The following is a 14,077-nucleotide window of genomic DNA, read 5'->3' on the forward strand; positions in this document are numbered from 1 at the left end:
CCTACTTCCCCGGGATCACGTGGAAGAGCACGGCGAAGACGTGGCAGGCGCTGCCGGCCACCACGAAGAGGTGCCAGAGGGCGTGGTGGAAGGGGATCTTCTTCAGGCTGTAGACGCCGGCGCCCACGCTGTAGAAGAAGCCGCCGCCGAAGAGCCAGTACAGTCCGTGGGTGGAGAGCGAGCGCCCCAGCGGCGCCGCGGCGATGACGATGATCCAGCCCATGGCCAGGTAGATGCCCGTGGAGATCCAACCCATGCGCCTCACGAAGGCGGGATCGACGGGCTTCACCGGGGGCGAGTGCAGGTGGTCCACCGGCCCCGGGCGGAGGGCCGACTTGGCGATACGGCCGTAGAAGACCGCCTTGAAGGTGATGCCGAAAACGGCCAGTCCCCACACGATGCCGAAGACGGTCCAGCCCCAGGCAGGGCTGATGCGGCCCAGGGCCGACAGGCAGAAGGGCGTGTAGGTTCCGGCGATGAGGAGGAAGATGGCGGAGTGGTCGAAGACCTTGAAGACCAGCTTCACCTTCGGCCCGCGGAAGGCGTGGTACAGCGTCGACATGAGGTAGAGCAGGATCAGCGTCGATCCGAAGATCGCCGCGCCCACCACGTCCCGGGCCGTGCCGCGCTGGGCGGCGAAGACCACCATCAGCACCAGGCCCGCGATGGCCAGGGCCGTGCCCAACCCGTGCGTGAGGCTGTTGGCCCATTCCTCCCGCGGCGTCTGCGGGGTGGATCCGTGGATGGTGGCCGAGCGGGACATGGCCTCAAGGATGACAGACTCTAGGGCGGGCACCCATGCCCGGGAACCCATCCCCGGGGGACATGGAGCTACTTCAGGTGCTGGTCGAACCAGTGGATCATTTCCCACAGCGTGTGTTCGATGGATTCGCGGGCCGTGTAGCCGTGGCTTTCCAGCGGGAGGGTGACGTAGCGGACGGCCTGGCCGTTGCCTTTGAGGGCGGCGTAGAGGCGCTCGCTCTGGATGGGGAAGGTACCTGAATTGTTGTCGGCCTCGCCGTGGATGAGGAGGATGGGTGCGTTGAAATGATTGGCGGACATGAAGGGCGAGACCTTGAGGTACATGTCCGGCGCCTCCCACAGGGTGCGCCGCTCGCTCTGGAAGCCGAAGGGCGTGAGCGTGCGGTTGTAGGCGCCGCTACGCGCGATACCCGCCTTGAAGAGGGTGGAGTGGGCCAGCAGGTTGGCGGTCATGAAGGCGCCGTAGCTGTGGCCGCCCACCCCCACGCGCTTGGGATCGATGACGCCCAACTCGTCGGCCTTGTCGATGGCGGCTTTGGCGCTGGCCACGATCTGATCCAGGAAGGTGTCGTTCACGGTCTTGGGATCGCCGACCACGGGCATGGTGGCGTTGTCCAGCACCACGTAGCCCGACAGCAGGAAGAACAGGTGGGACATGCCGCCGATGGTGGTGAAGCGGTTCGTGGAACCCGTCACCTGGCCCGCGGTGCTGGCATCCGTGAATTCCAGGGGGTAGGCCCAGACGACGGCGGGGCGGCGCTCACCGGCCTTGTAGTCGGGCGGAAGGTACATCGTGAAACTCAGCGCGACACCATCGGGCCGGGTGTACTTCACGAGCTTCTTCTGGATCTTCCGCAGCTGGGGCAGGGGATCCTGGAAGGCCGTCAGAGCCCTGGTCTCGGCCCCTGTCTCAACCCCTGTCTCGACCTTGGTCTCAGCGCCATGCAGCAGGTAGTTCGGCGCCTCCGCGGGACTTTCACGGCGCGTGATGAAGCGGCCATCGGGCAGCAGGGCGACGAGGGATTCGTAGGCGTCCTTGGCGGACTGAAAGCGGCGTTCGGTCTTCAGGGTGGCGGGATCGAAGCGGTCGAGGAAGGGGCGGTCGCCCTCGGGCGAGGCGCCATTGCCGGCGAGGAAGAGTGCGCCCTCTGATTGGTGCAGGGCCGACTGGCGCAGGGCCACGTGGCCATTGGGAAGCAGCCGCGTCTGGAAGGCGCCGGCATCGTGGTAGCGATCGTTGCTGCTGAGGTCGAAGGCGAGCCGTGCCTGAAAAGGTTTGGCCGGGTCCAGCAGCCAGGTGCGCAGCCAGCGGCGGTCCTGGTCGTACTCGCGGATCACGGCGAGGTCGCCGCGCTCGGCCCATTCCAGGTTCGCGAACCGCGAATGGAGCTGCAGCAGTTCGACGGGCGCGGCCTTGAAGGGCGCGGCCTGCATGAGGATGCGGTCGCGGAAGGCCGCTTTCACCTTGGGATTGCCGCCATCCATGGCCTCCACCCAGGCCAGGGTCGCAGGCTCGGTGGGGCGCCAGTGCAGGCGGCGCGGGCCCGTGCGCACGCCTTCGATGGGGATCTCCTCGGCCAGGGGCAGGTCAGCGGCGAGGTGGACGAGGGCGCCGGAGCGGTCCCAGACCTCCTCGCGCACGGGGAACTGCGCGGCGGGCACCAGGTAGGAGAAGGGCCGCTGGAGCCGCGCCACCAGCAGGAAGCGGCCATCGGGCGAGGGCTCGGCGCTGGCGTAGAGGCCCGGCTTGCCCACGGGATTCACCTGGCCGCTGCCGAGATCCACGAGGACCAGCTGGGTTTGCCCGAGGAATTCGAAGCGCGCCTCGTCATAGGCGTTCTGCAGCAGGTCCTGATGGGTGGGGACGGGTGCGGCCTTGCCCACGTTCTCCTGGATGCGGGGCCCCACGGGCACGGCCGGCGCCTGGGGCGCGGGGCCCTGCTGCTGCGGCACGCCCTTGCAGAGCAGGCGGCCGTCGGGCATCCAGGCCATGGGGCTGCCGAGGATAGCGTTCAACTTGAGGCCCGCGATTTGGCGCAACTTCCCCGTGGCCGCGTCGCCCACCCACAGCTCGTTCGCCCCGGCCGTGGCCCCGATGCACACGAAGCGGGCGCCGTCCGGTGACCAGCGGGGCTGCCCCAGGCTGAGGCCGGAAGGCAGGGCGATGGGCTTCGCGGCGCCCTCCAGGCCCTGGATGGCCAGCGACTTCAGCCGGGGCGGCGTGTGGGGACCGCGGTTGAGGGGATTGAAGCGGAGCCCCGCCAGCCGCGCCATGGGCTGGGCGAGCTCGGCGATGGAGGGGTGGCGCTCGAATTCCGCCAGGAGGAAGCGGTCGCCCCTGGGACTCGCGAGGAGCGAGGGCGTGCCCGGCGCGTCCAGCACCTCCTGGATGGCCCTGGGCGCCTTCTGGTAGGGGGCGGGCTGGGCCAGCAGCGCGAGGCTGAGGAAGGGCGCAAGGGGACGCAGCATGGCAACTCCGGGGCGTGCAGGGATCTTACCACGCCATGCGATGTATGCGCGTCGGGACAGGAGACTAGCTGACGCGGAAGCGCGCGTGGCTGCCGCCGGGGCCCGGCGTGACTTCGAGGCGGGCGGAGATGCGCGCCTTCACCTCTTCGAGGTGGCTGATGAGACCCACGAGACGGCCGCCCTGATTGAGATCTTCGAGGGTGCGCAGGGCCAGGTCCAGCGCCTCGGGATCGAGGCTGCCGAAGCCCTCGTCGATGAAGACGGTGTCGAGGCGGATGCCGCCCGCGTGGCGCTGCACCACGTCCGAGAGGCCCAGGGCCAGCGCCAGGCTGGCCTGGAAGCCCTCACCGCCCGACAGCGAACTCACGGCCCGGGCCCGTCCCGTGTGCGTGTCGGTGATCTCCAGCTGCAATCCGCCGGCCTTACGCTGGTCGGTGCTGAGGGTGGCCCGCCGCAGGGCGTAGCGTTGCTTGCTCATGCGGCGCAGCCGCTCGGAGGCCGATACCAGCACCTCGTCGAGGATGGCACCCTGCACGTGGCGCTCGAAGGAGATGCGGTCGCCGTCGTCGCCCCGGGCCACGCTCGCGAGGTTGGCCACGGCCCGGTAGCGGCGGTCCTGTAGGCCCGAGGTTTCGGCCAGGGCGCGCAGGTCGCCTTCGAGTCGGTCGAGGGCCAGGCGCTCGGATTGGGCCCGACCCAGGGCTTCGGCGGCCTGGGCGAAGCGCGCCTGGGCCGCTTCGCGCTCGGCCTGGAGGGCCGCCAGATCCGGGGCGCTCAGGCCCTCGGCCTGCTGATCGGCCTGGGCGACGCGCTGCTGGGCGGCGGCCAGGTCGGCCGCGTACCGTTCGACCTCATCGGAAAGGGCCTGGATCTCCTCGGGGCGGCGCCGGGCCCGGTCGAAATCCGCGCGGTCGTGGAAGTGCGCTGCGGCGAGGGCCTCGTCGAAGGCTTCGCTGAGACCCCAGGATTCCATGCGCAGGGTCTCGAGCTGCTTCTGGTGGGCCTTGAGGGTGGCCTGGGCGCCCATGGCCGCAAGCCGCGCGGGTTCGCGGTTGGCGCGGGCCGCGGCCAGTTCGGCCTCGGAGGCTTCGAGCTCGGCCTCGGCCTCGCGGCGCTGGGTGGAGAGGGCGCCGGGCACGCGGAGCTCCTGCAGCAGGTCCTCTTCGAGCATCTGCATGCGGGCCTTGGCGCCGGCCTCCTGCACCATCAGGTCGTGCAGGCGCTGGTGGGTTTCCGACAGCTTGGATTCCCACTGGTTGCGCGCCTCTTCGGCGAGCTGCATCAGGCGCTCGACGGAGGCGAGGTTGGCGGTGGCGGCGCGGCTGCGGTCCAGCTCGTCGCGGTGGCGCGATTCCAGGATGACAAGGGTCTCCAGGCTCACGTCGGCGTGCTCGCCCAGGGCCTCGATGAGATCCTGGCGGCGACTGCGGGCGACCTCCAGCGCGGTGTTGCGCGAGGCGGTGGCGTCCTGGGCCCGCGCCAGCACGGTTTCGGCGTCCTCCTGAAGCTCGATGGCCAGGCGCACGTCCTGTTCGTCCGGCAGGTCGAAGGAGGGCTGGGCCGGATGGGGATGCACGTCGCTGCCGCAGACGGGGCAGGCTTCGCCGGGCTGGAGGTTCTTTGCCAGGCGCGCGGCGTGCGCGGCGAGGCGGCGCTCCTGGATGGCGCGGGCCCGCTCGCGCGCGGCCTGCACGGCCTTCTGAGCCTCCAGCTGGGCCTCCTGCACGGTTTCGAGCGCCGCTTGGGCCCGGGCCAGCTCTTCGAGGGAACGCTCCAGATCCTCGCGCTGGGTGCGGCGCTTGCGCACGAGGTAGAGCATGCCTTCGCGACCGGCCTCCAGGGCCGATTCGGTGCGGGCCTCCTGCTGGGCGCCGCGGGCGCGGATCAGCTCCTGCTTGGCGGTCTCGAGGCGCCGCTTCTGTTCCTCGGCCAGCTCGCCGAAGCGGCCCCGTCCGAGGGCGGCTTCGCGGGCCTCGCGGCGGGCGGTCTCCAGGGCTTCGAGCTTGGGCTCCAGATCACGCAGCCGCGCGATGGCGCGGCGCAGCTCATCGCGGCGCACCCCGTGGGATTCGGCGTCGGCCACGGCGGCCTCGGCCTGCACGAGGGCGTCTCCGGCCAGGCGCGCGACGGCGTCGAGCCGGGCCTCTTCGGCCTCCTGCTGGCGGACGCGCTCCAGGACCGCCTCCAGGCGTTCGGCGGCGGGAAGGACGGACACGCAGCGCTTGGCGCGGTCCAGTTCGGTGCGCTGGGCCCCGATGCGGCGCGACTGGGACTGGAGGTTTTCGAGATCCCGCCGGGCCGCGGCCTGCTCCGCCAACCGCTCCGCGGCGCGGGAACCCTCCAGCCAGGCGGCGGACGCGCGATCAAGATCCTGGCCCGCCTGCGTCTGATCGCGCAGCAGGGTGTCGGCCTGTTCCGCGGCCTGCTGCAGGAGGCCGGGCAAGGCCTCGGCGCTGGGCACGCCGGCCTGGGCGAGGCGGCTCTTGATATCGGCCTGGGTGCCGCGCATGGCCTCCTTCAGCGCCTTCTCTTCGTCCGTCAGGGTGGTGGCGAGCCGCGCGTAGCGGGCGGTCTGGAAGAGGGTCTGGAGGATGGCCTGGCGTTCGGCGGAACCGGCCAGCATGAATTCCTGGAAGCGGCCCTGGGGCAGCAGCACGACCTGGCGGAACTGATCGGCCTTGAAGCCCAGGAGCTCGGCCACCTTGGGATCGACCTGGGTGGGCTTCTCGGTGGCGAGGGGGATCTCCTGGCCGTCCTTCAGCTCCCACAGGTTCGCCGTGTAGGCCTGCCGCTTGGTGCCCTCGCCCCGCTGTTTGGGCACCTGCTGTTCAGGGGACCGGGCCACGCGGTAGCGGCGCTCGCCCATGGCGAAGTCGAAGATCACCTGGGTGGGCGTATCGGCGGCCGCGAAGTGGCTGCGCAGATCCCGCGTCTCGCGCTGGCCGCCGCTGGTCTCGCCGTAGAGGGCGTAGCTGATGCCGTCGAGGATGCTCGTCTTGCCGGCGCCCGTGGGCCCGTGGATGAGGAAGAAGGCCTGGTCCTTCAGATCGGCGAAGTCCAGCTCCTGGTGGGCCGCGTAGGGGCCGAAGGCCTCGAGGGTGAGGTGAAGGGGCCTCACGGCCGAACCTCAGCGTTTTGGGCCTCCGCTTCGAGGACGCGCCGCGCGACCTCGAGGAAGATGGCGGATTCCTCGGCGTCCATGGGCCGGCCCTGGACCTCGTGGAAGAAGGACCGGAACAGCTCGCCGGGATCCAGATCCCGCGTGCGGATCACCTCGACCTCGTCGGCGGGCAGGGTCACGGGCGCGGGCTGGATGCCGAGGATGTTGGGGTAGATCTGGCGCAGGCGGGCCATGGCATCGAGCACGGGGCCGTCATCCAGCAGGTCGAGGAAGAGGTAGTCCTCCGAAGGCCCGTGGGGGCCCTTCATCAGATCCTCGAAGTTGCCCCGCAGGCGGCGCAGGTCGCGGCGGGGGCTGATGGGCAGGGGTTCCGTGCGGGCCGGGCCCTGCTCGGGCAGCTCGACGAGGGTGAGGGCCTTCACGTGGCCGGCCTCGGAGGCGCTGTACTTGAGCAAGCTGCCGGCGTAGCGCGCATGGGGCTGGCCGGCCTCCTGGGGCCGGTGAAGGTGGCCCAGGGCCGCGTAGTCGCAGGGCGCGAAGAGAGCGGGATCCACTTCGCCCGTGCCGCCCACGGAGAGGCCCAGCTCCGAATCGGAGACCGCGCCGCCCGCGACGAAGGCGTGGGCCACGGCCACGAACCTGTATCCGGCGGGATGGCGGCGGCGGGCCCGCTCCAGCTGGGAAGCCAGCACATCCTGATGGGTGCGCAGCTCGCCGTCGGCGAGGGCGTAGCGGGCCATGGCGGGATCGGCGTAGGGCAGCAGGTGGAAGGCGGTGCCGCCGATGAGGACGGGCTCGGGATCTGCATCCAGGGGCCCGGCCAGGTGCAGGCCCTGGGCGCCCAGAAAGCTTGATGCGAAGCCCAGCCGCTCGGGGCTGTCGTGGTTGCCCGCGATGATGAGCACGGGCACGCCGCAGCCCCGCACGAGGCGGTCCAGCGTGTCGTCCAGCAGGGCTACGGCCTCCTTGGGGGGCACGGCCCGGTCGTAGAGGTCGCCCGCGACGACGAGGGCCTCGGCCCGGGTCTCGCGCACCATGGCGACGACCTGATCCAGGGCGTGGGCTTGATCTTCCAGCAGGCTCGCGTTGCAGAGGGTCTTGCCCAGGTGCCAGTCAGAAGTGTGGAGAAAGCGCATGGGGATCCGCGGGGAGCCATCGGGCATCGATGGGGAGTATGGCATCTCGGGCGCGGATCCTTCCATGCCGCCCATAGACAACAGGATTATTCTCAAGTTCTGGAACCCATACGGCCGAAGAGGGGGGAGGCCGGTTTTCTGCCGGTCCGGTGCCGCCTCAGCGCATCGAAGTCGGTTCCAGGTCCGGGTGCTCCATGTTCCAATTCGGCAAGAAAGCTGGCCCCACTCGCTCCGCGGCGGATCTGATCTTCACGCTGCTGGGGGAGGGCACCCGCTGGCAGGGCGATATCCACGCGGGCCCCAACGGCCTCCGGGTGGAAGGCGAGGTGGAGGGCAGCATCCTCAGCGAAGGCCAGGTGGTGGTGGCGCCCACGGGCCTCGTCAAGGGCACCATCCAGGCCAAGCACCTCACGGTGAACGGCCGCGTGGAGGGCATCATCAAGGTGGCCGGCTGCCTCGAAATCCTGAAGACCGGATGGGTCGAGGGCGAGGTGGAGATGGGTTCCCTCGTGGTCGATGAGGGCGGCGTCATCCAGGGCACCTGCCAACTGCCGCCCCGCCCCAAGGTGGTGGAGCCGGTACCGCTGGTGCCGCGCCGCGACGAGCGTGTGCCGGACCGCTTCGGCCCCGGGGCGGCCGTGGGTTCGGGCACCCATGGTTCGGCGCCGGAGATCCTCCCCGCACCCCGTTCCCTCGATCGCTTCCGATAAGAGAAACGCCCCGCGTCTGCGGGGCGTTTCATCGGGCTGGACGGAATCCGATCCCTAGCGCTTCGCGCCGGTGAGGTTGGTGGCGTCCAGGTTGGCGTCGTCCAGGTTGGCTTCGCGCAGATCCGCGCCACCGAGGTTGGCGCCGCTGAGCTTGGCCCGGGAGAGGTTCGCCTTGCCGAGGTTCGCGCCGCTGAGGTTGGCCCAGACCATGTTCGCGCCGTTGAGGTTGGCGGCGCTGAGGTCAGCGCCGTCGAGGCTGGCGTCGATGAGGTTGGTGTGGCGCAGATCGGCGCCCGAGAGGTTCACGCCCGAGAGGTTGGCGCCCGAAAGGTTCGCGCCGTCCAGGTAGGCGTCCTGGAGGATGGTCTCGCGGAGGTCCGCCCCGCAGAGGTTGGCGCCGTCCAGGTTGGCCTGGCGCAGGTCCGTGTCCTTGAGGGAGGTCTGGCGCAGGTCCACGCCGCGCAGGTCGGCCCACACGAGGCTGGCGCCCGTGAGGTCGGCGTTCACGAGGTTGGCCTCGTTCAGGTTGGCCTGGTAGAGGTTCGCGCCACTCAGGTTCGCGCGGCTCAGGTTCGCGTTGCTGAGGTTCGTGCGGTACTCGCCGCGGGATTCGGTGGGCAGGGAGGCCAGGTTGGCCTCGCGCAGGTTCGCGCCTTCGAAGTTGCAGGCGAAGAAGTTGCTGCCGCTGAAATCCGAATTGCGCAGGTCGGCGCTGGCCAGGTCGGTGCCGCTGAAATCGGCGCCGAGGCCCTGGGCCCCGCGCAGGATGGCGCCCTTGAGCTTGGCGCCGTTGAGGTTCGCGGCGTTGAGCACGGCGTGGTTAAGGTCCATGCCTTCGAGGCTGAAGCCGCTGAGGTCGACGCCCGACAGGTTCGCGCCCGTGAGCACGGCGCGATCGAGGGTGGCGCCCCGCAGGTTGGCGGCGAAGAGGTTGGCGTCGTGCAGGTTCGCGCTGAGGATGCTGCCTTCGAGGTTGGACCCGGAGAGATCGGCGCCCGAGAGGTCCGCGCCGCAGAGGTTGGCCGTGCGCAGGTCGTCGCCGCTGAGCTTGGCACCGCGCAGGTTGGCGCCGCCCAGGTGCGTTTCGCTGAGCTTGGCTTCGGAGAACATGGCCCCGGCGAGGTTGGCGCCGTCCAGGTTGGTTTCGGTGAGGTCGGCCTTGGAGAGGTCCGCGCCCTTCATGTTCTTGCGGGACAGGTCGACCTTGCTGAGGTTCGCGCCCACCAGCAGGGTGCCCGCGAGCACGGCGCCGTCCAACTGCGCGCCCGTCAGGCTGGCGCCCGTGAGGTTCGCGCTGCTGAGGTTCGCGCCGCCCAGGTTGATGTCGCTGAGGTCGGCCCCGGTCAGATCCGCGCCGCGCAGATCCGTGTTGCCCAGCACGGCCCCGGTCAACTGGGCCGCGCCCAGGTTGGCCCCGGCCAGCACCGCGCCGCTGAGGTTGCAGCCGCTGAGATCGGCGGCATGGAGGTTGGCCTCGCGCAGGTCCGCGCCTTCGAAGACGGCCTGCCGCAGGACGGCCTCGGCGAGATCGGCGCCGCTGAGGTTGGTGCGACCCAGGTCCATGGAGCGCAGGTTGGTGCCGTGCAGGTTGGCGCCGCTGAGGTTCGCGCCCTTGAGCTTGGGCACGTCGTCCTTTTCGTACTTCAGGATGTCGAGGTGGCGCAGGTCGGCGCCGGCCAGGTTGGCACCGCTGAGGTTCGTGCCCTTCAGGTTGGCCCGGCTGAGGTTCGCGCCCTCCAGGTTGGCTTCGGTGAGGCTGGCCCAGTGCAGGTCGGCATCCGCGAGGTTGCTGCCGCCCAGGTTCGCGAGGTTGAGGTTGGCGCCGCCCAGGGTCGCGCCCTGCAGGCTGGCTCCGGAGAGGTTCGCCTTGGCGAGGTTGGCGCCCACGAGGTTGGCCTGGCCGAGGTTCGCGCCTTCGAGGTTGGCGTCCTCCAGCACGGTCTGCCGGAGGTCTGCGCCACTGAGGTCGGAGCCCCGCAGATCCTTGCCGCTGAGGTCGAGGCCCGTGAGCGTCACGCCGTTGAGCTTGGCGCCGGCGAGGTTGGCGCCGCTGAGATTGGGCACCGTGGCCGGCTCGTACTGCTGGATGTCGAAGAAGGTGAGGTCGGCGTTCGAGAGGTTCGCGGCGGAGAAGTTGGCGCCCGCCAGCCGCGCGCGGCTGAGGTTGGCACCTTCCAGGCTGGCTTCGTCGAAGTTGGCCAGGCGCAGGTCCGCGCCCGCGAGGTTGGCGCCTCGCAGCAGGGTCTGGTTGAGCACGGCCCCCGCCAGATTGGCTTCAGACAGGTTGGCCCCGCTGAAGTCGAATCCTCGAAGGTCGAGGCCGCTCAGGTCCGTACGGTGGAAGTTCTTCCCCGAGTTGAGGATGAAGACCACTTCCTTCCGGGTAAGTTCGCTCATGGAGCTTCCTTTGCGGGTTTGTACAGCATTCGATTGGTCCTGAGTTTAGCCCCCGCGCGGTGTGACCATCAACAGGATTTCCCCCATCTGGTCGGCTTTGGGCGCGGGAAAACCTCGATCCGACAGCCGCTTGCGGGGCGCCGGGGGGTGGATCGGGGCGTCCGGCCCCCGGAACCCGTACAAAACGAAGCCCCCTTGCGGGGGCCTCGTCTGTGGTCGAAAGGGGGGGACTACTCCCGTTCGGCCTTGTTGAAGGCATCGGCCAGCGTCGCCTTTTTGAACTCGGGCTGGCGGGCCTTGGCGGCTTCCAGGTCGCCCCGCTCCATGTCCTGCTCCAGCTGCTTGACGGAGAGGCCGATGCGGCGCTCGGTGGGATCGAGCTTCACGATCTTCATGGTGAGCTCCTGGCCGGCGACGAACTCCTTCTGGATGTCCTCCACCCGCTTGCGGCTCAGTTCGGAGACGTGCACCAGGCCCTCGATGCCGTCGCCGAGGTCGACGAAGGCGCCGAAATCGGTCAGGCGGGCGATCTTGCCGGTGATGACGGTGCCCACGTTGTGGTTCTCGAAGAAGATCTCCCAGACGTTGGGTTCCATCTGCTTCACGCCGAGGCTCATGCGCTGGGCCAGGGGGTCCAGGTTGAGGACCTTGGCGGTGACGCTGTCGCCCTTCTTCACGATCTCGCCGGGGTGCTTGATCTTCTTGGTCCAGCTGAAGTCGGACACGTGGATCAGGCCGTCGATGCCCTCTTCGAGTTCGATGAAGGCGCCGAACTCCGTGATGTTGCGCACGGTGCCCGTGACGATCATGCCGGGCTGGTACTTCTCGGCGATGGCCATCCAGGGGTTCGGGGTGATCTGCTTCATGCCGAGGCTGATGCGACGGTTCTCGCTGTCCACCTGCAGGATGAGGGCCTCGACCTGGTCGCCCAGGTTGACCATGCCCTTGGCGGACTTGACCTTCTTGGTCCAGCTCATCTCGGAGACGTGCACGAGGCCTTCGATGCCGGGCTCGAGTTCGACGAATGCTCCGTAGTCAGTGATCGAGACGACCTTGCCCTTGACCGAAGCCTGGATGGGGTAGCGCTCCTCGACGGAGAGCCAGGGATCCGGGAACTTCTGCTTGTAGCCCAAGGAGACGCGCTCGGTGTCCTTGTCGTACTTGAGCACGGCCACTTCGACCTTGTCGCCCACCTGGAACATCTCGCTGGGGTGGTTGAGCCGGCCCCAGGACATGTCGGTGATGTGCAGCAGGCCGTCCACACCGCCGAGGTCGACGAAGGCGCCGTACTCGGTGATGTTCTTGATGGCGCCCTCGACCAGCTTGCCTTCTTCGAGGCCCGCCAGGGTCTCTTCCTTCAGGCTCGCGTTGATGGTCTCGAGGAACAGCTTGCGGGACAGCACGATGTTGCCGCGGCGGCGGTTGACCTTGATGACCTTCATGTCGAAGGACTTGCCGAGGTAGGGATCCAGGTTGCGGACGGGCTTCATATCCACCTGGCTGCCGGGCAGGAAGGCGCGGATGCCGATATCGACCGCCAGACCGCCCTTGACCTTCTCGAGCACGGTGCCGTGCACGGTCATGTTGGAACGGAAGGCCTTCTCGACCTCGTCCCAGATCTTCATCTTCTCGGCGCGCTCGCGGCTGAGGCGCACGTTGCCGTTGGCGTCCTCCAGCATTTCGAGCAGCACTTCGACCACGTCACCCACCTGAACGCCCTGGGTGCCGTCGGGGTTGTTGAACTCGTCGAGATTGACGGTGCCCGACCCCTTGTAGCCGATGTCGACGATGACGTCCTTGCCGCGGATTTCCACGACGACGCCGCGCACGACCTCTTCCTCGCGCAGGCCACGGGTCTCGCCCTGGAGGGCGGCCATGAACTCCTGGCCTTCCGCACTGTCGTCCTCGACATAGCCTGCGTCGAGCACGGTGATGCGGCCCATCTGCTTGGAGCCGAGCCCCTTGATGATTGCTTCTAACTTGGACATGAAGTCCACCTCTTTGGTTAGCCCCCGCGCTCTGGCGGTGGGCTGGAATCCCGGCACACGAAGTCCGGCAGAACGCATAGGTTATCCAGGAAATCCGGGAATCACCAGGGAAAGGTCCCGGGCGTCCCCGTGGCGGAGGGAGTTGCGCCTGTTGGATTGCGTAGGGAAGGGGTCGGACGTCAATGATTGACGGGACTGGAAGGCTCTCGTATATTTTCGATGTCACCATCCACAAAGGAGTTTTTATGAAGAGATTCGTGGGAATGCTTTCCCTGGCCGCCCTGCCCCTGGCGGCCCAGTCCTGGGAGGTCGGCGCCTTCGTGGGGCAGCAGTCCTACAAGTCGTTCTCCTATCAGGACGTCACCATCGGCCACACCGAGGTGAAGCCTGACAGCAAGACCGTGGGCGCCCTGAGGCTGGGGTACAGCCTGGTGGATGTGGGACCCGCCCTCTTCCAGATCAACGCGGCCTACCAGCCCAAGGCCTCCGCCGACATCAAGTTCAACGCGATGGGCATCACGCTCGGTGGCATCACCAAGCTGGACCATTCGGCCAGCAGCGTGGGCCTGGCCTTCATTTTCAAGGCCGGCGTATCTGCCAGCGTGGGTGTGGATTACCGCTGGGACAAGCTGGAGGGCACTTTCCAGAACCTGTCCTCCTCCACGACCTATGGCCGGCCCTGGGCCCGGGCCAACATCGGCTTCGCCTTCCCCACGCCCCTCATGAAGCCCTTCCTGGGCCTCGAAGTGGCCGCGCCCCTCGCGAGCACCAGCGTGGGAAATGCCGGCCCGGCCAACGACGAGGAGGCTCTGAAGGGCATGGCCCCGAAGCTGCAGATCGGCGTCTACGGCGGCATCCGGTTCTGAACCGGGTTCCATCGACGAAAAGGACGCGCCCGTCTGGGCGCGTCCTTTTTTTCAGGCCGAGGTCGGTCCTAGACCGAGATCACCACGATCTCGGGATCCACTTCCTTCTGCAGCATGCCCTCGATGGCCACCAGGGTGCCCGTGAGGCTGGCGGGGCAGCTGCCGCAGGCGCCGACATAGCGGATCATGACCTGCTTCTCGTGGCGGCCCACCAGCTCCAGACCTCCGCCGTCGGCCGCGAGGGCGGGCAGGATGGCGCTTTCCAGCACCATGCGGATGTCTCTCAGCAGGGGATCGTTCTCGTCTTCCACCTTGCTGAACACCCGCGGGGCCGCGGGGGTGCTGGTGCCACCCCCCACGCCAGCGGCGGCGCGGATGGGCGCGGCCAGCAGGGGTAGCATCTCGGGCCAGCCCTTGTCGTCGGTCTTGGTGACCGTGAGGAACTTGTCCTGCATGAACACGGAGGTGACGTGCCCCACGGCGAAGAGGCCCTTGGCCAGCTCGTCGTGTTCGGCCGTTTCCGCATTGGGGAAGGACTTGGGGAAGCCCACGGCCACGGCTTCCTTCAACACGAACTTCACTGCGTTGGGATTGGGCGTGTATTCGATTTCGGCGATCTTGGGCATGT

Annotated in this window: 9 protein-coding genes; 2 read left to right on the forward strand and 7 right to left on the reverse strand. The window is 68.6% G+C overall.

What is annotated here, in order from left to right; all coding sequences use genetic code 11:
- Position 1: 1 nt before the first annotated feature.
- The 4 genes from trhA to QSJ34_RS11505 form a co-directional block, all read right to left on the reverse strand.
- Positions 2-763, reverse strand: a complete 762-nt coding sequence (trhA, locus tag QSJ34_RS11490; RefSeq protein ID WP_285575303.1) for a PAQR family membrane homeostasis protein TrhA — start codon at positions 761-763, stop codon at positions 2-4.
- A gap of 68 nt (positions 764-831) precedes the next feature.
- The gene (locus tag QSJ34_RS11495) at positions 832-3,231 is read right to left on the reverse strand and encodes a S9 family peptidase (RefSeq protein ID WP_285575305.1); all 2,400 of its coding nucleotides are present in this window, start codon (positions 3,229-3,231) and stop codon (positions 832-834) included.
- 64 nt (positions 3,232-3,295) lie between these two features.
- Positions 3,296-6,349, reverse strand: a complete 3,054-nt coding sequence (locus QSJ34_RS11500; protein ID WP_285575307.1) for an AAA family ATPase — start codon at positions 6,347-6,349, stop codon at positions 3,296-3,298.
- On the reverse strand, positions 6,346-7,488 hold the full coding sequence (locus QSJ34_RS11505; protein ID WP_285575309.1) for an exonuclease SbcCD subunit D: 1,143 nt from the start codon (positions 7,486-7,488) through the stop codon (positions 6,346-6,348). The genes QSJ34_RS11500 and QSJ34_RS11505 overlap by 4 nt, the downstream gene beginning before the upstream one ends.
- A 194-nt stretch (positions 7,489-7,682) precedes the next feature.
- On the opposite strand from QSJ34_RS11505, the gene QSJ34_RS11510 reads away from it, so the two are divergent.
- Positions 7,683-8,198 (forward strand): bactofilin family protein, encoded by a 516-nt coding sequence (locus QSJ34_RS11510; RefSeq protein WP_285575311.1) that lies wholly within the window; start codon positions 7,683-7,685, stop codon positions 8,196-8,198.
- A gap of 54 nt (positions 8,199-8,252) precedes the next feature.
- Here QSJ34_RS11510 and QSJ34_RS11515 read toward each other — a convergent pair whose 3' ends face one another.
- Entirely contained in the window at positions 8,253-10,595 is a 2,343-nt protein-coding gene (locus QSJ34_RS11515) for a pentapeptide repeat-containing protein (RefSeq protein ID WP_285575313.1), read from the reverse strand.
- A 230-nt stretch (positions 10,596-10,825) separates the two neighbouring features.
- Entirely contained in the window at positions 10,826-12,583 is a 1,758-nt protein-coding gene (locus QSJ34_RS11520) for a 30S ribosomal protein S1 (protein ID WP_285575314.1), read from the reverse strand.
- Between the two features lie 245 nt (positions 12,584-12,828).
- Here QSJ34_RS11520 and QSJ34_RS11525 point away from each other — a divergent pair, with 245 nt between their 5' ends.
- A complete protein-coding gene (locus QSJ34_RS11525; protein ID WP_285575316.1) occupies positions 12,829-13,449 on the forward strand; it encodes a hypothetical protein in 621 nt (206 codons plus the stop codon).
- Positions 13,450-13,517: 68 nt separating this feature from the next.
- On the opposite strand, the gene QSJ34_RS11530 is transcribed toward QSJ34_RS11525, so the two are convergent.
- Complete coding sequence (locus tag QSJ34_RS11530) at positions 13,518-14,075, reverse strand: NifU family protein (RefSeq protein WP_285575318.1); 558 nt, start codon at positions 14,073-14,075, stop codon at positions 13,518-13,520.
- Between the last annotated feature and the right edge of the window lie 2 nt (positions 14,076-14,077).

The organism is Geothrix limicola, assembly GCF_030268085.1.
Taxonomy (GTDB): Bacteria; Acidobacteriota; Holophagae; order Holophagales; family Holophagaceae; genus Geothrix; species Geothrix limicola.

Excerpts from the sequence above, each read along its gene's own strand:
- QSJ34_RS11515 (WP_285575313.1), bottom strand. The coding sequence starts at position 10,595 with ATGAGCGAACTTACCCGGAAGGAAGTGGTCTTCATCCTCAACTCGGGG.
- QSJ34_RS11505 (WP_285575309.1), bottom strand. The coding sequence starts at position 7,488 with ATGCGCTTTCTCCACACTTCTGACTGGCACCTGGGCAAGACCCTCTGC.
- QSJ34_RS11530 (WP_285575318.1), bottom strand. The coding sequence starts at position 14,075 with ATGCCCAAGATCGCCGAAATCGAATACACGCCCAATCCCAACGCAGTG.
- trhA (WP_285575303.1), bottom strand. The coding sequence starts at position 763 with ATGTCCCGCTCGGCCACCATCCACGGATCCACCCCGCAGACGCCGCGG.
- QSJ34_RS11495 (WP_285575305.1), bottom strand. The coding sequence starts at position 3,231 with ATGCTGCGTCCCCTTGCGCCCTTCCTCAGCCTCGCGCTGCTGGCCCAG.
- QSJ34_RS11510 (WP_285575311.1), top strand. The coding sequence starts at position 7,683 with ATGTTCCAATTCGGCAAGAAAGCTGGCCCCACTCGCTCCGCGGCGGAT.
- QSJ34_RS11525 (WP_285575316.1), top strand. The coding sequence starts at position 12,829 with ATGAAGAGATTCGTGGGAATGCTTTCCCTGGCCGCCCTGCCCCTGGCG.
- QSJ34_RS11520 (WP_285575314.1), bottom strand. The coding sequence starts at position 12,583 with ATGTCCAAGTTAGAAGCAATCATCAAGGGGCTCGGCTCCAAGCAGATG.